The sequence below is a fragment of the Streptomyces sp. NPDC004539 genome (genome assembly GCF_040610055.1).
Lineage (GTDB): Bacteria > Actinomycetota > Actinomycetes > Streptomycetales > Streptomycetaceae > Streptomyces.
Window position 1 is genome coordinate 323,317 of the sequence record NZ_JBEXLS010000007.1, and the last position, 16,978, is coordinate 340,294.

General features: G+C 71.1%; 19 protein-coding genes. 12 read left to right on the forward strand and 7 right to left on the reverse strand.

What is annotated here, in order from left to right:
* The first annotated feature begins 28 nt into the window (after positions 1 to 28).
* Positions 29 to 529 carry a GNAT family N-acetyltransferase gene (locus ABZX85_RS17765; RefSeq protein WP_355868763.1) on the forward strand — a complete coding sequence of 167 codons (501 nt, stop codon included), beginning with the start codon at positions 29 to 31 and terminating at the stop codon, positions 527 to 529.
* 42 nt (positions 530 to 571) lie between these two features.
* Here the strand turns inward: ABZX85_RS17765 and ABZX85_RS17770 are convergent, their stop codons facing one another.
* Entirely contained in the window at positions 572 to 1,438 is an 867-nt protein-coding gene (locus ABZX85_RS17770; protein WP_355868766.1) for a S1 family peptidase, read from the reverse strand.
* A gap of 342 nt (positions 1,439 to 1,780) precedes the next feature.
* On the opposite strand from ABZX85_RS17770, the gene ABZX85_RS17775 reads away from it, so the two are divergent.
* The 4 genes from ABZX85_RS17775 to ABZX85_RS17790 all read left to right on the forward strand — a co-directional run bounded on the left by ABZX85_RS17775 (position 1,781) and on the right by ABZX85_RS17790 (position 4,144).
* On the forward strand, positions 1,781 to 2,650 hold the full coding sequence (locus tag ABZX85_RS17775; RefSeq protein ID WP_355868769.1) for a peptidoglycan recognition family protein: 870 nt from the start codon (positions 1,781 to 1,783) through the stop codon (positions 2,648 to 2,650).
* Between the two features lie 33 nt (positions 2,651 to 2,683).
* On the forward strand, positions 2,684 to 3,028 hold the full coding sequence (locus ABZX85_RS17780; RefSeq protein ID WP_355868772.1) for a hypothetical protein: 345 nt from the start codon (positions 2,684 to 2,686) through the stop codon (positions 3,026 to 3,028).
* Positions 3,025 to 3,492 (forward strand): peptidoglycan-binding domain-containing protein, encoded by a 468-nt coding sequence (locus ABZX85_RS17785; RefSeq protein ID WP_355868775.1) that lies wholly within the window; start codon positions 3,025 to 3,027, stop codon positions 3,490 to 3,492. The genes ABZX85_RS17780 and ABZX85_RS17785 overlap by 4 nt, the downstream gene beginning before the upstream one ends.
* A gap of 118 nt (positions 3,493 to 3,610) precedes the next feature.
* The gene (locus ABZX85_RS17790; RefSeq protein ID WP_355868778.1) at positions 3,611 to 4,144 is read left to right on the forward strand and encodes a hypothetical protein; all 534 of its coding nucleotides are present in this window, start codon (positions 3,611 to 3,613) and stop codon (positions 4,142 to 4,144) included.
* 109 nt (positions 4,145 to 4,253) lie between these two features.
* Here ABZX85_RS17790 and ABZX85_RS17795 read toward each other — a convergent pair whose 3' ends face one another.
* The 6 genes from ABZX85_RS17795 to ABZX85_RS17820 are packed head-to-tail and all read right to left on the reverse strand — an operon-like array spanning position 4,254 to position 10,193.
* Entirely contained in the window at positions 4,254 to 5,252 is a 999-nt protein-coding gene (locus ABZX85_RS17795) for a sugar phosphate isomerase/epimerase (RefSeq protein ID WP_355868781.1), read from the reverse strand.
* An 11-nt stretch (positions 5,253 to 5,263) separates the two neighbouring features.
* Positions 5,264 to 6,454 carry a Gfo/Idh/MocA family oxidoreductase gene (locus tag ABZX85_RS17800; RefSeq protein ID WP_355868784.1) on the reverse strand — a complete coding sequence of 397 codons (1,191 nt, stop codon included), beginning with the start codon at positions 6,452 to 6,454 and terminating at the stop codon, positions 5,264 to 5,266.
* 28 nt (positions 6,455 to 6,482) lie between these two features.
* Positions 6,483 to 7,352 (reverse strand): sugar phosphate isomerase/epimerase, encoded by an 870-nt coding sequence (locus ABZX85_RS17805; protein ID WP_355868787.1) that lies wholly within the window; start codon positions 7,350 to 7,352, stop codon positions 6,483 to 6,485.
* Complete coding sequence (locus tag ABZX85_RS17810) at positions 7,349 to 8,155, reverse strand: ATP-binding cassette domain-containing protein (RefSeq protein WP_355868790.1); 807 nt, start codon at positions 8,153 to 8,155, stop codon at positions 7,349 to 7,351. The genes ABZX85_RS17805 and ABZX85_RS17810 overlap by 4 nt, the downstream gene beginning before the upstream one ends.
* Positions 8,156 to 8,160: 5 nt before the next feature.
* Positions 8,161 to 9,189, reverse strand: a complete 1,029-nt coding sequence (locus ABZX85_RS17815) for an ABC transporter permease (RefSeq protein ID WP_355868793.1) — start codon at positions 9,187 to 9,189, stop codon at positions 8,161 to 8,163.
* Positions 9,186 to 10,193, reverse strand: coding sequence for a sugar ABC transporter substrate-binding protein (locus ABZX85_RS17820; RefSeq protein ID WP_355868796.1), 1,008 nt, complete (start codon positions 10,191 to 10,193; stop codon positions 9,186 to 9,188). The genes ABZX85_RS17815 and ABZX85_RS17820 overlap by 4 nt, the downstream gene beginning before the upstream one ends.
* A gap of 163 nt (positions 10,194 to 10,356) precedes the next feature.
* On the opposite strand from ABZX85_RS17820, the gene ABZX85_RS17825 reads away from it, so the two are divergent.
* From ABZX85_RS17825 to ABZX85_RS17855, 7 genes are all read left to right on the forward strand, one after another.
* Complete coding sequence (locus ABZX85_RS17825; RefSeq protein ID WP_355868799.1) at positions 10,357 to 11,361, forward strand: LacI family DNA-binding transcriptional regulator; 1,005 nt, start codon at positions 10,357 to 10,359, stop codon at positions 11,359 to 11,361.
* Positions 11,362 to 11,498: 137 nt separating this feature from the next.
* Entirely contained in the window at positions 11,499 to 11,909 is a 411-nt protein-coding gene (locus ABZX85_RS17830) for a hypothetical protein (RefSeq protein ID WP_355868802.1), read from the forward strand.
* 34 nt (positions 11,910 to 11,943) lie between these two features.
* Entirely contained in the window at positions 11,944 to 12,357 is a 414-nt protein-coding gene (locus tag ABZX85_RS17835) for a hypothetical protein (protein ID WP_355868805.1), read from the forward strand.
* 59 nt (positions 12,358 to 12,416) lie between these two features.
* Entirely contained in the window at positions 12,417 to 13,334 is a 918-nt protein-coding gene (locus tag ABZX85_RS17840; RefSeq protein WP_355868808.1) for a hypothetical protein, read from the forward strand.
* Positions 13,331 to 14,536 (forward strand): hypothetical protein, encoded by a 1,206-nt coding sequence (locus tag ABZX85_RS17845; protein WP_355868811.1) that lies wholly within the window; start codon positions 13,331 to 13,333, stop codon positions 14,534 to 14,536. The genes ABZX85_RS17840 and ABZX85_RS17845 overlap by 4 nt, the downstream gene beginning before the upstream one ends.
* On the forward strand, positions 14,533 to 15,210 hold the full coding sequence (locus tag ABZX85_RS17850; RefSeq protein ID WP_355868814.1) for an ABC transporter ATP-binding protein: 678 nt from the start codon (positions 14,533 to 14,535) through the stop codon (positions 15,208 to 15,210). The genes ABZX85_RS17845 and ABZX85_RS17850 overlap by 4 nt, the downstream gene beginning before the upstream one ends.
* A complete protein-coding gene (locus ABZX85_RS17855; protein ID WP_355868817.1) occupies positions 15,207 to 16,445 on the forward strand; it encodes an ABC transporter permease in 1,239 nt (412 codons plus the stop codon). The genes ABZX85_RS17850 and ABZX85_RS17855 overlap by 4 nt, the downstream gene beginning before the upstream one ends.
* Positions 16,446 to 16,978 lie beyond the last annotated feature (533 nt).

Genomic DNA, 16,978 nt, shown 5'->3' on the forward strand with positions numbered 1-16,978 from the left:
CGGCGTCGGCCGTGGGTAGGGTGCCGCCATGCCCTACTCCCCGATGCCGCCCCGACTCCACACCGAACGGCTCCTGTTGCGCCAGTGGACCGAACCCGACATCGACGCCCATCGGCTGCTCGTCGCCGAACGCGGTGGCGGGATGCCGTCGGTCGAGGAGAACCGGCGGATGATCGAGGAGCAGCGCGCCGCGTCGGAGGCGACGGGGATCGCTCTGCTGCCGGTCGTCCGCCGGGACATGGGGGACTTCATCGGGTACTGCGGGCTGACGGTCGGGCGGGCGTCCGTCGAAGAGCCGGAGATCGCCTACGAGTTGTTCCGCCGTGTGCACGGGTACGGCTTCGCCACGGAGGCGGCCCACGCGGTGCTCGGCGCGGCGGCGGCGACCGGGCGGCAGCGGCTCTGGTCGTCGGTACGGCCGTGGAACGTGCGCTCGTTCCGGGTTCTCGAAAAACTCGGGTTCGAGCGCGACCACGTGTCGACCGACGACAAGGGTGAACTGGTGTGGCTGACGCGGTCGTTGCCGTAGCGGTGTCCGTGCCGCCGATGCGACAGCGGAGCTGACGGTTCGTCAGTAGACCGACAGGCCGTACGCGTTCAGCGCCTCCTGGATCGGCTGGTAGTAAGTGGTCCCTCCCGTCGTGCAGTTGCCCGAGCCGCCCGAGAGGATGCCGATGACCTTGTCGCCGGCGTAGAGGGGGCCGCCGCTGTCGCCCGGTTCGGCGCAGATGTTGGTGCGGATCAGGCCCGATACCACGGACCCGTCGGCGTAGTTGACGGTCGCGTTGAGGCCGGTGACGACACCGCAGCGGACGCCGGTGGCCGATCCGCGGCGGCAGACGGACTGGCCGACGTAGGCGGTGGCGGCTCCGGTGATGTCGACGGTGCCGATGGTGCCGGGGCGGGGGACGGCCGCGTTGGCGTAGCGGACCACGCCGAAGTCGTCGAGCGGGAAACTGGTGGCGACGGTGGGGCCGATCGCCGTGGTCAGGTCGGTGCCGGTGTACCAGGTGGACGCGGCGCCGGTGCAGTGGCCCGCGGTGACGAAGTAGTACGTCGAGCCGCTCTGCACGTTGACACCCGCCGAGCAGCGCCAGGAGGCGGAGTAGATGCCGTCGCCGCCCGACAGGAGGGTGCGCAGTCGGCCGTCGACGCGTCGCAGGCTCGTGGTGCCCGGGGAGTGGGTGAGGGCTTGCCGGATTCTGGCCAGGTCGGTGTCCGTGACCGTGGAGTCCGCGAGGACCTGGAGTTCTCCGGTGTGTTCGTCGACGGTCCAGGAAGTCCCGGGGATGCCGAGGGAGTTGACGGTCTCCGTGGGTGAGGCTGTTCCGGTGGTGCCGGCCGCGCTGGAGGTGGACACGGGGAGGGCGGTCACCACGAGCAGGCTCAGTAACGAGGCGAGCAGACGTGGGCGCGTGGGGAGGTGTGCTCGTATCACCGGGGGCTCCCTGGGGATGGGCGACGCCTCAGTGTCCCGGGCGGGGGCCGGCGGGGGTAGGCGGGGATCGGCCGAAGGGGGTGGGCCGGCGAGTCCGCGTGGACGCGCGGGTGTGCCCTCGGCCGGTGTCCGTCCCCCTCACGCCGCTGACCGGCATCTTTAGGTCACCTTTGAACTGTGTGGCGCCGACTTCGTCGACCCGACAGGCTGTTGGCCGACGGCGCCCCGGTTCCTCGGACGGACGGTGGGGCCGGGACGGTCGTAAGTGGACCGGATCGGGAGGGGGTCGGCCCGCCTCGGCGTACCGGCCTCCGCTCACCGACAGAAGAGGACCCGCACATCATGGGACGTTCGGAACTTCCCGTCTTACGCACCGAGGCGATGTCGCCGCCCCGCAGGAGCGTTCTCCTGGGGGCGCTCGGCACCGCGGCGGCGCTCGCGCTCACGCGCCCGGCGTCGGCGGCGTCCGCCGGATCGATTTCCACCGGACCGGCTTCCGTCGGGGTAGGCGCCGCCGGGCCAACTCCCGCCGGGACAAACTCCGTTGGAGCCGCTCCCGCCGCTCCCGCCGCTCCCGCCGCCCACCCGGCCATCACCCCCGCCTACCCCCTCCGCACGCGAGCCGACTGGGCCGCCGACGAATCGCTGCGGTTCTCCGCCGGCGGGACGGAGATCTGGCCGCCCGAGTACTACCCCCTCCAGACCCTCTCCCTGCACCACACCGCCGACGGCAGCACCGACCCCGACCCGGCGGCGCGGGTCCGGGCGATCTACCGGAACGACGCCGTCGGCAAGGGGTGGGGGGACATCGGCTACCACTACCTGATCGACGCCGACGGGACGGTGTACGAGGGCCGTTGGTCCGGCACCGACGGCACCCCCGCGCACGACGCCGCCGGCCGTCTCGTCACCGCCGCGCACATCGGCGGCTACAACTCCGGCAACCTGGGCATCGCGCTGCTCGGCACACTCACGAACACACCCGCGTCGGCCGCCGCCCGCGCCGCCCTCGTCCAACTGCTCGCCGAACTCGCCGTACGCCACTCGGTCGACCCGCTCGCCACCGTCGGCTACCGCAACCCGGTCAGCGGGGTCACCCGCACGGTCGCGGCCATCAGCGGTCACCAGGACTGGGCGGCGACCCTGTGCCCCGGCACGCTCCACGCCGATCTTCCGCAACTCCGCACGGACGTGGACCGGTTGATCGGCTGAAACACCCTCCATCACCACGCAAGGAGAAAGCACATGCGCAAGATCGCGACGATCCTCGCGGGGCTGTGCCTCACGGCGGGAGCCGGCTTCGCGTCGGCACCGGCCGCCAGCGCGGCGACGCCCTGTCCGAGCGGGGCCGTCTGCATCCGCGAGACGGACGGCTCCATCCTCAGCCGGAACATCTTCTACAGCTACGGCGCCCACAACCTGTCCAACGTCACCGGCTACCGCGTACTGGTCAACAGCCAGACGGGCGGGGCGGGTTTCCAGGTCTGCTTCGGCTACAACGGCGTCAACTGCTCCGAAGTGGCCCGCGAGACGGGCGAGTACGCGCCGTACGACATGACGCCCATCAACTCCGTGGTCCTGGTCCGGTGAGCGCCGGACGCGGTCGTGGGACCGCCCTCACCCGTACGGCCGTCAGTGCCACGGCAGTTGTCGGCCTCGCCCTCGGCACCCTGATGGGAGCCGGCGCGGGCCTCGCCGCCGCGCAGCCCGCCACCCGGCCCGCCGTGACCGCCCCGGACGTCACCGTCCTCGCCGTCAACAACCTCGGCCTCGACACCGCCCGCGCCATGAACTGGCAGTGCTGGCTGCGCAATACGGGCTACGACCCCGGCGCGATCGACGGCCAGCTCGGCACCAACAGCTGGATGGCGGCCCAACGCAAGTTCAACGACCTCGGCCTCGGCGCCGGCTCCGTCGACGGGGCCGTCGGCCCCAACACGATCCGCGCGCTCCAGCGTTACCTCAACATCTTCGGCTACAACCTCACGGTGGACGGCATCGCCGGAGCGAACACGAGGGCTGCGTTCTGGGCCTTCAACTCCTCCGGCTGCTGAACACGAGCCCGAACGGCCGGTTCCCGGAGGCGAGTTGTCAGGCCCCCGGGAACCACCGCCGCCCCACCGACTCCGTACGATGTGGCCTTGCCCAGCCACCCCCGAACGGACCCCCTCCATGACGACCAGCCCCCGGTCCCGGCTCCACACGACCGTGGCCGCCCTGCGGGCCGCCCTGGCAAAGAGCCCTGATCTGTACGGGCGTCTCCTTGGCGGCACGCTCGACGAGAAGACCGCCGGAGTGGCCGAGGCGGACGGGGTACCCGGTGAATTCCTCGCGTTCTGCCGGGTGTTGAACGGCGCGGACTGCGCCCCGTCCGTTCGCCTCTTCGGGCTGGAGGAGGCACGGGAGCACCAGTACTACTGCCGGCCGATCGACGGCTCACCCCTGCCGCTCTCCCCCGACACGCTCTTCTGCATCGGCCTCCTCGACGACACCCCCCTCTACCTCGACCGCGCGACCGGCGCGGTCCTGGGCATTCCCGACCAGCACCGCGAATGGTTCGACGCCGACCACTTCCACCAACGTGCCCCAGGAACAACAGAGTTCTTCCTCGACCACCTCGCCTCCCCGTCCTACCGCCCACTCGCCCTGCCGGGCGACGACTGGCTGGAGCTGTTGTGCCGGGCGGGGGTCGTCGAGGTGTCGTGAGGGCTGTTCTTGCGGGTGAGTGCCCCGCCGGGAGCGGTTCCGGGCTCAAGGTACCGGGGAACCCGGTTGATCAGCTCCGTCGGTCAACTCGGCTGAGCAGTAAGCCCGTTCACAGTGCCGCCGCCGCGCTGTGCAGGTTCTTCGCTGCCAGTGCGAGCCCCTCCGTCTGGGAGTAGGCCGCGTCCTCGTGTTCGATGTTGACGGCCATGTCAGGGTCGATCTCGGTGAGGGCGTGGAGGAACTCTGTCCAGAACGGGACTTCGTTGCCGATGCCGACTGCGACGAATTTCCAGGCGGGGTTCTCGGGCCAGGTGTTGCACCAGAAGCCGTAGCCTGTGGGGACCTTGTCGGGGGCGTCGGGCGGGACGCGGGTGAAGGAGGTGTCGAGTACGCCTCGGATGTCGGCGCCGGGGCAGAGGGTGGCGTCCTTCGCGGCGGCGTGGAAGACCAGGGGGCCGAGCCATTTGATGGACGCGATGACGTCCATGCCCTGCCACATGAGGTGGGAGGGGTCCATCTCGGCGCCGACGTTGGTGAGTCGGCCCTCGTCCACGAGACGCTTCAACGTCACCGGAGAGAAGACCACGTTGTGCGGGTGCATCTCGATCGCGACCCGGACGTCGTTCTCCCGGGCCAGCGCGTCGATCTCCCGCCAGAACTCGACGGCCACCCCCCACTGGTAGTCGAGGACGTCCAGGTAGACCCCGTCCCACGGATTCACCACCCACGACGGGTACTTGGCGTCCGGGTCCGACCCCGGGGTGCCGGACATGGTGACGACGTGCCGCACCCCGAGCAGCCCCGCGAGCCGGATCGTCCGCCGCAGGTCGTCCGCGTGCTTCGGACCCACCCCCGGCAGCGGGTTGAGGGGGTTGCCGTTGCAGTTGAGGCCGGTCAGTTCCAGGCCGCGTTCGGCGAACACGGCGAGGTACTCCTCGCGGGCCTTCGCGGAGGACAGCAGCAGATCGACCGGGCAGTGCGGGGACGGGATGAACCCGCCCGTGTTCACCTCGACTGACGTCAGCCCGTTCTCCTTCAGGATGTCGAGGGCGTCGGTCAGCGTGCGGTCGTGCAGGCAGGCGGTGTAGGCGCCGAGCTTGAGAGCCATGTCAGCAACTCCTAGGAGAACGTGGGGACGTGGACGGCGGCACCGTCCCGGCGGGAGGACTCGACGACCGCGCGGATGATCTCCATCGTCCGCAGCGCGTCCGCGAACGTGGCGCACTCCGGGAGGGGTTCGGCGACCCCCGCGACCTGATCGAGGAACGCCCGCGCCTGATACGTGAAACTGTCGCCGTTCGCGACCCCGACCCCCGGCGCCTCCATCGGCACCCCGCCCGCGAAGTACGGCAACGCCGGCCCGGCGACGACCTGCCGCGCACCCCGCGTACGGGCCTCGGGCTGGGCGTCGTCGAAGAGGTACTCGGCCGGCCGGTGCTGGTCGAACGCGGCCCGCCCGCCCACGCCCACGACGTCGAACGCGAGCCCGTTGGGCATCCCGAACCCTGTCCGCGTCACCGAGAACGTGCCCACGAGCCCCGACTCGAAGCGGGCCGTGAAGGACGCGGTGTCCTCGTTCTCGACCTCCCCGAACTCGTCCGACACGGGAGCCGCGTTGTGCCCGACGACCGCGCCCAGCGGCACCGGCCGCTTCGTGATCTGCGTCGACAGCGAGGCCCCCGACACCGAGGCGATCGGCCCGGCGACGTACTCCGCCGCGTCGATGATGTGCGAGCCGACGTCCCCGAGCGCACCCGAACCGGGCCCGCCCTTGAACCGCCAAGTCAGCGGCCCCGCGGGGTTGGTGGCGTAGTCGGCCCAGTAACGCCCGCTGAACAGCGTCAGATCGCCCAGCTCACCGGCCCGCACATGCTCGCGTATCCCGGCGATCGCGGGCGAGCGCCGGAACGTGTACCCGACGGCCGTCACGACATCGGCGTTCCGCTCCAACTCGGCCATCGCACGGGCGTCTTCGACCGACCCGGCGAGCGGTTTCTCGCACAGCACATGCTTCCCGGCCGCGACCAGCGCCTCGGCGATCGGCCGGTGCAGATCGTTCCCGACGACGATGCTGACCGCGTCGATCGACGGGTCCTCGACGACGGCCTCCCAGCTCGGCAGCGCCCGCTCGAAGCCGTAGCGGCGGGCGGCGTCCTCGCCGAGCGCCACGTTCGCGTCGGCGATCGCGGCGAGCCGCACCGGCGGCAGCCCGGCCCCGAACACGGTGTTCACGTTGCGGTATCCGGCCGCGTGACTGCGCCCGGCCATCCCGGCGCCGATGACGGCGACGGAGAGAGGCTTGTTGGACATGAGGACTCCTTTGCTCATTTCAAGCGCTTTAAGAAGAGGTTTGAGAAGAACCCGCCAGCAGACGGCCGATCTGCTCCCGCATGAACACCGAGGACTCGCGCGCCCGGTCCTCCCACGCGAAGACGCAGGAGGTCAGCGTGCCGTCGAAGCCGTTCGCGCCGAGCGCCCGGAACAGTTCCTCGAAGTCGACCTCGCCCTGTCCGATGTCCAGGTGCTGGTGGACGCGGGCGGTGGTGCCGGGCGGGTTGAGGATGTACCGGTTCCCGGAGGACGCCGTGTGGTCGAGGACGTCGGCGAGGTGGACGTGGGTGAGGAGGTCGCCCGCGTACTCGATGATGCCGGGGGCGTCGTCGCCGATGTGGAAGGTGTGCGGGGCGCAGTAGAGGAACGTGACGTTCGGGTGGTTGATCCCCCGGATCAGGTTGACGGCGTCGTACCCGTTCTCGATGAAATCGTCCGGGTGCGGCTCCAACGCCAGTTTGATTCCCTCGCGTTCGAACAGGGGGAGGAGTTCGTCGAGGGACTTCCAGAACTGGGCCTCGCTGCGGTCCGGGTCCTCGGGGCGGCCGTTGAACTCGGAGATCATGCTGTCCACGCCGAGGTCGGCGGCGATCTGGAGGGAGCGTTTCCAGTAGCGGACGGCGGCCTGGCGGGCCTCCTCGTCGGGGCCGGACCAGCGGAACAGGGGGAGGAGGGAGGAGATGCCGACCCCGGCGGCGTCGAGGGCCTTGCGGAACTTGCGGACGGTGGCGTCGTCGACGCGGGGGTGGCGGAAGAAGGGGATGAAGTCCTCCCGGGGGGACAGCTCGATCCAGTCGTAGCCCAACTCGGCGACCGTGCGCGGGAGTTCGAGGAGGGGGACGTCACGGATCATGTAGGGGTCGAGGGCGATCTTCATGACGGGGTGCCTTCCGGGGTGAGCGAGGCCAACTCGTGTTCCAGTGCCGCGAGTTCGGCGCCGCCGGCCATGTGGTGGGTGAGCGCTTCGAGGGTGATCTCGCTGCGGGCGGCGGAGAGTTCGAGCGTGCCGAGGCGTAGGACGCTGAAGTGGTCGCCGACCATGTAGGCGTGGTGGGGGTTGTGGGTGATGAAGATGACGCCGAGGCCGCGGTCGCGGGCGGCGGCGATGTACTTCAGCACGACGCCGGACTGTTTGACGCCGAGGGCGGCGGTCGGCTCGTCCAGGATCAGCACGCGTGCGCCGAAGTAGACGGCGCGTGCGATGGCGACGCACTGCCGCTGGCCGCCGGAGAGGGTGCCGATGGGCTGTTCGAGGTCGTCGAGGACGATGCCCATGTTGCGGAGTTCTTCGTCGGCGGTCTTCTTCATCCGCTCGATGTCCAGCCGCCTGATGGGCCAGGGGCCTTTGGTCATCTCGGAGCCGAGGAAGAAGTTCCGCCAGACCGGCATGAGCGGGACGGTCGCGAGGTCCTGGTAGACGGTGGCGATGCCCCGGGCGAGTGCGTCGCGCGGGGTGCTGAAGCGGACCGGCTGCCCGTCGACGAGGAACTCGCCCTCGGTGTGCTGGTGGAGGCCGGAGATGATTTTGATGAGGGTCGATTTGCCGGCGCCGTTGTCGCCGAGGACGCAGGTCACCTTGCCGGGGTGGACGGCGAGGGAGACGCCGTGCAGGGCACGGATGTTGCCGTACGCCTTGCCGGTGTTCCGCAACTCGACGACGGCGGAGGGGGTTTGGGTCATGTCCGTCACCTTCGGGTCGCCGTACGGCTGACCCACAGATTGATGAGCGTGGCGCCGAGGAGCATGACGCCGAGGAACGCCTTGAACCAGTCGGGGTTCCAGCCGGCGTAGACGATGCCCTGCTGGACCATCCCGAACATGAAGGCGCCGAAGACCGGCCCGATCGCCGAACCGGCACCGCCGGTCAGGAGGCACCCGCCGATGACGGCCGCCGCGATGTAGATCAGCTCCTGCCCGACGCCCTCGCCCGACTGCACGGTGTTGAAGGAGAACAGCTGGTGCATCCCCACGAACCAGGCACCGAACCCGACGGCCATGAACAGGGTGATCTTCGTGAAGTTCACCGGGACACCGACCGCGCGGGCCGACTCCTTGTTCCCGCCGACCGCGAACACCCAGTTCCCGTACTTCGTCCGCAGCAGGACCCAGGTCGCGAGGGCTGCGAAGACCAGCCACCACACGACCGTGATCTTCACTTGGACGCCGCCGACGTCGAAGGACGACGCGAAGACCGTGCGGGCCTGGTCGAAGCCGTCCATGGTGCTGATGTCGTCGGTCGCGACGTTGCTCGTGACGAGCTTCGTCACGGCGAGGTTGGCGCCCTGGAGGATCAGGAACGTCCCCAGCGTGATGAGGAAGCTCGGCAGTCCTGTGCGCACCAGCAGCCAGCCGTTGAGGTAACCCACCGCGAGCGAGACGATCAGGGCGGCGACCACACCGACCCATACGTTCATGGTGAGCTGGAAGCTGAGCATGGACGCGGTGAGCGCGGAGGAGATGACCGCGACACCCGACGAGAGGTCGAACTCCCCGCCGATCATGAGCAGGGCGACCGGCAGCGCCATGATCCCGATGGTCGACGACTGGTAGAGGACCGTCGCCATCGAACCGCCGTCACGCACCGTCGGCGCCGCGATCAGGAAGAACACGAAGACCGCCGCCGCCCCGAGGAACACCCCCACCTCGGGATGAGTCAACGCCCTTATGGCAAAGGGGCGTTGGACCGTACGGCCGGCCAGTGGGACGGTGCTCACCGAGTCCCCTTCGCGGCGAACGCGGCGACCTGCGCGACGTTGGACTTGTCGACGAACGCCGGACCGGTCAGCACCGGCGCCTCCCCGCCGCCGCTGTAGTTGCCGTTGTTCTTGTAGAGCCACAGCGAGTCGACCGCCAAGTACCCCTGGAGGTAGGGCTGTTGGTCGACGGCGAACTCGATGGTGCCCTTCTGGACCGCGGCCACCAGCTCTTTGTTGAGGTCGAAGGTCGCGATCTTCGCCTTGGAGCCCGCCTCGGACACCGACTGCACGGCCGTCAGCGCGATCGGCGCGCCGAGGGTGACGACCTGGTCGATGTCCGGGTTCTGCCGGAGCTTGGCGGTGATCGTCGACTTCACGGACGGCATGTCGGTGCCGTTGACGTTGAGGATCTCGGTCTGCCCGCCGAACGTCTTCTTCACCCCGGCGCAGCGCTCTTCGAGGTTGACGTCGCCCTGGGACTGGATGACGCACAGCGCGTGCTTGGCGCCGGTGCCGGTGAGGCGGGTGCCGAGGGCCTGGCCGGAGACGGACTCGTCCTGGCCGAAGAAGGAGAGGAGGCCCTGCCGCTTCCAGACGGAGAGGCCCGCGTTGAGGCCGACGACCGGGATACCGGCCTGCTCCGCCTTGGCGACGACGTCCTTGAGGGCGTCCGGCTTGGCGAGGGTGACGGCGATGCCGTCGACCTTCTGGTCGATCGCGTTCTGCACCAGGTTCGCCTGGTCGCCGGCCGTCTCGTCGTTCGAGTAGATCAGCTTGACGTTGTCCTTCGCGGCGGCGGCCTCGGCGCCCTTGCGGATCGTGTCCCAGAAGGTGTCGCCCGAGGGGGCGTGGGTGACCATCGCGATGGTGATCCGCGGGGTGTCCGCCTTGCCGGCCGAGGCGTTCTGGGCGCTCTCCTCGGCCTTCTTCCCGCCGGAGGAGCTGGAACAGCCCGCGAGGGTGAGGGTGACCGCGGCGGCCAGGGCGATCGCGGGGGCGAGTCTGCCGGTGGTGGGGTTCATGGTGGGTGCACCTCGCTGTGCAACGGAGGGAACGGGGGAGCGGGGGGACTTCGTCGAGACGTCATGACAATTTAAAGCGCTTTAAGTGCTGGTAATATCGGCCTGGTCCGGGCGGCGTGTCAAGGGTGCTGCACGGGTCGGATTCCGGCGCGGGGAGATGCGGATGGGAAGCGGTGCCAGGCGCCCCCGGCTGGAGGACGTCGCCGCGAAGGTCGGCGTCTCCACGGCCTCGGTCTCCCTCGTCCTGCGTGGTGTGCCCGGCCCCAGCGAACGCACCCGCCAGCGCGTCCTGAAGGCCGCCGCCGACCTCGGCTACCAGGTCGACCGCACCGCCAGCACCCTCGCGAGCCGCCGCTCGCGGCTCCTCGGGGTCATGATCGAGATCCGCAGCCCGTTCCACGCGGAGCTGGTCGAGCACCTGCACGACGCCGCCGAGGAGGTCGGGTACGACCTCGTCCTCGGCACCCTCACCCGCACCCGCGACGAGCACACCGCCACCCGTACGCTCCTCGCGTTCCGCAGCGAGGCCCTCATCCTGCTCGGCCCGACCTCACCCGCCGAGACCCTCGCCGCCCTCGACGCCCAGGCCCCCGTCATCGTCGTCGGCCGCCGCATCACCGGCGCCGCCCTGGACGTCGTCCGCAGCGCCGACGACGAAGGGGTCGGCCAACTCGTCGACCACCTGGTCGACTTGGGGCACCGCGACATCGTGTACGTCGACGGCGGCAAGGGCGTCATCGCGACGGACCGGCGCCGGGGGTACCGCACGGCCATGCGCCGGCACGGCCTCGACGACCGGATTCGGGTGCTTACCGGCGATCACACCGAGGAGTCGGGGGAGCGGGCCGCCCGGCTCCTCCTGGAGGCGCCTCAACTGCCCACCGCTGTCGTCGCGTTCAACGACCCGTGCGCCATCGGGGTGCTGACCGCCCTGAGCCGGGCCGGAGTCGACGTGCCCGGCCGGGTCTCCGTCGCGGGGTACGACAACGACACGCTGTCCAGGCTGAGTTGCTTCAACCTCACGACCGTCAGCCAGGGGGCGCGGGAGCAGGCGCGGCACGCGGTGACCGCGGCGGTGGAGCGGCTCGACGACGGCCGTACGGCTCCGCGTGAGGTGGTGCTCACGCCGGGGCTGGTCGTACGGGGGACGATCGCCCGCGCGGTGTGAGCTTTCGCGGGCATACGATCACATCTGAACCTCTTTGCCGTCTACCTGTCCCCAGGTCCGATGTGCCCCCTTCGCCCTCTCCCTAAGGTCGATCACGCCGCCGCCCGGACGAGGCGCGCGGCGAAAGGGAGGAACCGGTGCGATTGAGGAGATGGCTGGTCGCGGGCGCGGCGGCGGTCACGCTGGCCTCGGGGGGCGTGCTCGCGGGGCCGGGGACGGCCGCCGCCGACAACGGGGACGGGCTCTCCGCCTGCAACTCGGGCGAGATCTGCTTCTGGCGGTACGGCAACGCCGTGCTGTGGACCAAACAGTTCTGGTACAACGCCGACCACGGTGGCTACACCTGGTGGGCCGGCCAGGCCACCGACGTACGGATGCAGGACGACGCCGTCGAGATCACCAACCGGGACACGCAGTGCCGGGTCCGGGTCGGCAACCTCAGTGCGGCCAGCGGGATCTGGACCTGGCGAGAGTTCCCGAACGACCACGTCCGCCGCGACCTCGGCGCGATCCGCAACACCAACGACCGCCACGAGCGCATGTGCTGACGTGCCGTCAGGCAGGTCAGGTAAGGAGCAAGGCATGAACGTCCGACGACTCAGGGCGGTCGCCGCCGGTGCGGTGCTCGCCGCGTCCCTCGCCGTCCTCGCCCCGGCGGCGGCCCGCGCGGACAACGGCGACAACCAACCCGGCTGCGCCCACGGCGAGATCTGCTTCTGGTACGACACGCACGACACCTACCAGAAGCAGTTCTGGTACAACGCCGACCACGGCGGCAACAACTTCATGTTCTACGACCAGTACAACTACCGGGTCTCCGACCAGCGCCTCCAGGACAACGCGCTCCAGGTCACCAACCGCGACACCCAATGCCGGGTCCGCGTGGGGGACTTGTCCGGCGGGCTGTGGACCTGGCGGGAGTTCCCCAACAACAACGCCCGCTATCAGCTCGGCGACATCAACAACCGCAACGACCGGCACGAACGGCTCTGCTAGCCGCTCCTCACGACAGGGCCCGGCGCCGCGAGGTGCCGGGCCCGCCCCAGGGAACGCCGATGCGCACACGATGGACCCGGACCGCCCTCGGGATCACGGCGGTCGCGGCGCTGCTCACCTCCTGCGCGGCCGAGGCCGCCGAGGCGCCCGACCTCTCCGCCGTCCCCACCGACCGGGTCGCCGACGAGATCTTCCAGTCCGACGCGATCGACCTCATCGAGTACGTCAGGAACCGGCTCACCGCCGACTGCATGGACGAGCAGGGCTACCCCCAGCTGAAACGCACCCGACTCAGCACCCGCACCAAGCCGTTCACCGACATGGACGTCCGGCCCCCGCTCTTCACCACCCGCACCGACGAACAGGCCGCCCTCTACGGCTTCGGCGAGAACCGCGCCCCCGAGTCCGCCAACGTCCTGAGCCACGACCGGGGTTTCGACCGCCGGCTCGACACCTGCCAGGACGCGGCGGGCCGCCGGCTCGGCCCCGAGTTCGACAAGGTGCAGAACCAGAGCTACCAGCTCTACAACGACGTCGCCGACGAACGCGACGCCCTCCTCAAGACCCCCGAGGAGACCGCCGTCACCGCAGCCGCCCTGCGCCCGATGCTCGCCTGCGTGGAGAACACCGGCTTCCGGCAACGGACTTCGGGCGCCCGGGACCTCGACGCGTTCGGCATCGGGCGCCCCACCGGACGGTACGAGGGCGCCGAACCGCCCGACCCGCGCGCGGTTCCGGGGACCGTCGAGATCCTCCCGGCCGTCCCCGAACGGCGCTACGTCCCCACCGCCGAGGAGTCCCGCCTCGCCGTGGCCGCCGCCCGCTGCGCCCGCGAGACCGGCTTCGGGGAGAAGATCACCGCCCAACGGGTCAGGGTGCTGCGGGTAGTTGTCGCGGGACATGCGGCAGAGGTGGGCGAACTACGGCCCCAGGTCGAGGAGATGGCGAAGACGGCGGCGAAGCTGGAGGGCCGATGAACGTGGCCGGGCTGTTCCTGAGGGGGCGGCTGGATGAGGCGGGGGAGGGTACGGGTACGGGTGCGGCTACCGGTGAGGAACCGGCGAGCGCTCTCACCCGCAACCGCCGCCGAGCCCTCGCCTCCGTCGCCGCCGCCGTTCTCCTCGCCACCCTCGCCCTCACCGTGGGCGTCCTCGTCGGCCCCACCGTCCGCTCACCCGCGCAAGCCGTGGCCGACGCCGCGCCGCCCGCCGCCTCGCCGGTCACCGCCCTCGCCGAACGCCGGGTCCTGACCGAGCCGTTGATCACCCGGGGCACCGTACGCCCCGGCGCGTCCGTCGAGGTCACGGCACCCGCCGGGCTGACCGGCGACACGGCCGTCGTCACCCGGGTGACCCTGAGACCCGGCGCGAAGGTACGCGAAGGCGCCGTCCTCGCCGAGATCTCCGGCGCCCCCCTCTTCGGCCTCGTCCTCCCGTTCCCCCTCTACCGCGACCTCGGCGAGGGTGCGCGCGGCCCCGACGTCACCGCCGTCCAGACGGCCCTGCGCCGCCTCGGCACGGGTGCCCAAGTCACCGGCGTCTACGACGAGTCGACGGCCGGAGCCGTCAACGCCCTCTATCGGCAGCGGGGTTACACCCCGCCGTCGGACCTCCGTCGCACCGCCGTCGTCGCCCTCGACCGCGCCGGCCGTACCGTCTCCGCCGTCCGCGCCCGGGTCGGTGCGGTCCTGCGTGAACCGGACGCCGTGCTGCTCGCGCTCGACACCGCCGCCGTGACCGTACAGGCCACCGTGGCACGGAAGTTGAGCGTCGGGACGCGCGCCGAGATCCTCGACGAGACGCAGGGGGCCCGGCTCCCGGCGGTCGTGCGAGACGTCGCCGACCGGCCCGGCGCCGAGGGGTACGCCGTCACCCTCGCCTTCACGGACGGCGCGCTCACGCCCGGCGCGGACCGGACGGTTCTCGTGACCGTCCAGCCGGTGCGGGACTCGGAGCCGGTGCTGGCCGTGCCGGTCGCGGCCGTGTACTCGCGGGCCGACGCGGTGACGTTCGTGACGGTCGAGGGGGAGGGGAGGCGGCTGAGTGATGTGGTCGTGGAGACGGGGAGGTCGGCGGGCGGGTGGGTCCAAGTCACGCCGAAGGGCGGGGAGTTGGACGCCGGTACGCGGGTCGTCGTAGGGGACTCCGCATTCAAGTCGGAACAGGGGGAGGCGTCTTGAGTCTCGTACTCGATCTCCGTCAGGTCGCCCGGAGTCATCGCGACGGGCAGGTCGTCCAGGCGTTGCGGCCCACCGATCTCGCCGTCGCCCGGGGGGAGTACGTCACCGTCACCGGGCCGTCCGGTTCGGGGAAGTCCACGCTGCTCCAGCTGATCGGGCTGCTCGACCGGCCCGACGCCGGGACCTGCCATGTGCTGGGTCAGGACGTCGGTGTCCTCACGGAGGCTCAACGCGGTGCGCTGCGCGGGGAGTTGTTCGGGTTCGTGTTCCAGGCGTTCCATCTGGTCGCCGGGCGGAGTGTCGTCGAGAACGTCGAACTCGGCATGCTCTACGGGCGCCGTACCCCTGAGGAGCGCCGGACGCGGGCGCGGGCCGCCGTCGAGCGGGTCCGGCTCGGTCATCGGGCCGGCGCCGACCCCCGGACCCTGTCCGGCGGTGAACGCCAGCGGGTCGCGCTCGCGCGGGCGGTCGCCGGTGATCCCGTGGTCCTCCTGTGCGACGAACCCACCGGGAACCTCGACCGGGCCAACACGGAGAACGTGCTCGGTCTGCTGCGGCGGCTGCACGGGGAGGGGATGACGCTGGTCGTCGTCACGCACGACGCGCGGGTGGCGGAGCAGGGGAGCAGACGGCTGCGGGTGGAGGACGGCGTGGTGCTGGAGGGGGCGGGATGAGGCTCAAGGGGCGCCGACAGCGTCGTACCGGACCGTCCTTTCCTCCTGTCGTCTCCCGGCTCCGGCCCCGGGATCTCCTCTCCGAGGCCGCCCTGTCCCTGCTCGCGCATTCCGCGCGGTCCGCGTTGACCGTGCTCGGTGTCGTCCTCGGGTGTGCGGCGTTCGTCGCGGCGAGCGGGATCGCGTCGACACTGTCGCGGCAGGTCTCCGACTCGTTCGACGTGGCGCGGGCCACCCAGGTCGTCGTACGGCAGAGCGGGCGGGGCGGGGGAGCGGGGGTGCCGGAGTGGCAGCGGGGGGTGGCGCTGGAGCGGGTGCGGCGGTTGAGCGGGGTGGAGGCGGCCGGGGCGCGGACGAGCCTTCCCGAGCGGGCGGTCAGCCGTACGCTCACCGCCGGGAAGTCCGGTACGCAGGCGAAGGTGGTCGGCGTCGACGCGGGTGCGTTGGCGGTGATCGGGCCTCGTCTTGTCGTCGGCCGGGTGTTCGACGCGTTCCACGAGCGGGTTGCCGCGCCGGTCGTTCTGCTGCCCGCGGCTCTCGCGCGCGTCCTCGATGTGCGGCGGGTCGGTGTCGCCGTTCTCATCGGGGATCGGCCCTATACCGTGCTGGGTGTCTTCGACGATGTCGTCCGTGAGCCGGGGACCCTCGCGGCGGCGGTGGTTCCCTTCAGTGCCGCGCAGGTGTTGGGCGGGACTGCCGAGCGGGACGTCCTCGTCTCCGTGCGGGCCGGTGCGGCGCGGACGATCGGGGCGCAGGCGCCGTTGGCCTTGCGGCCCGAGTCCCCCGGGGATCTGGAGGCCGTCGCCCCGCCCGATCCCGTGACCCTCCGGCAGGGCATCGAGTCCGACGTCACCACTCTCGCGCTGGCCGCGTCCCTGCTCGCGCTCGGCGTCGGTACGTTCTCCATCGCCACGGCCGCGACTGCCGGGGTCTCGGCGCGGGCCCCCGAGATCGGGCTGCGCCGGGCCGTCGGTGCGCGGCCCGGGCATGTCTTCGTCCAGCTGCTCGCCGAGACGACGATGCTGGGCGCCGTCGGGGGAGTGGTGGGCAGCGCGCTGGGGGTGGTGGCGGTGGTGGGTGTCTCCCTCGGGAACGGGTGGGAGCCGGTCCTCGACCTCGGCACCGCCGGGGTGGCCGTCGTGGGAGGGGTGGTCGTCGGGTTGGTGGCCGGGTTGTTGCCGGGGTGGCGGGCGACGCGGGTGGAGCCGGTGGGGGCGTTGAGGGGGACGCGGTGAGGGGGGTGGGGGTGGGGGTGCGCGGTCGGGGGTGGGGTGCGGGGGCGTACGGCGGGTGCGGGTTGCGTTGTGGCCGATCGCGCAGTTCCCCGCGCCCCTGAAGGCGCTGACGCGCCCCGGGGCGGCGGCCGGCCGTGGGCCGCGCATCGGCGGAGCCCCATGCATCAGCGGAGCGCCGCGCTTTCCGGGCAGAGCGCCGCGCTTCCCTGAGCAGAGCCCAGCGCTTCCCTGAGCAGAGCCCAGCGCTTCCCCGAGCGGAGCGCTGCGCTTCCCCGGTCAGAGCGCTGCGCTTCCCCGAGTAGAGCTCCGTGTTTCCCTGCGCAGAGCCCCGCCCCTGCGCAGAGCCCCGCCCCTGTGCACAGCCCCGCGTTTCCCGAGGTAGAGCCCCGCGCTTCCCCGGGCGGGTGTTCGTTTGCGCAGCAGGTGCCGCCCCGCTGGGGTGGGCGGTTGCTCTTGAGTGGTGGCGGTCGTGGATCAGGTGCTCGCGGCGTGGAAGGGCCCTGCCCCGATGGGCGCGTCAGCGCCCTGTCAGG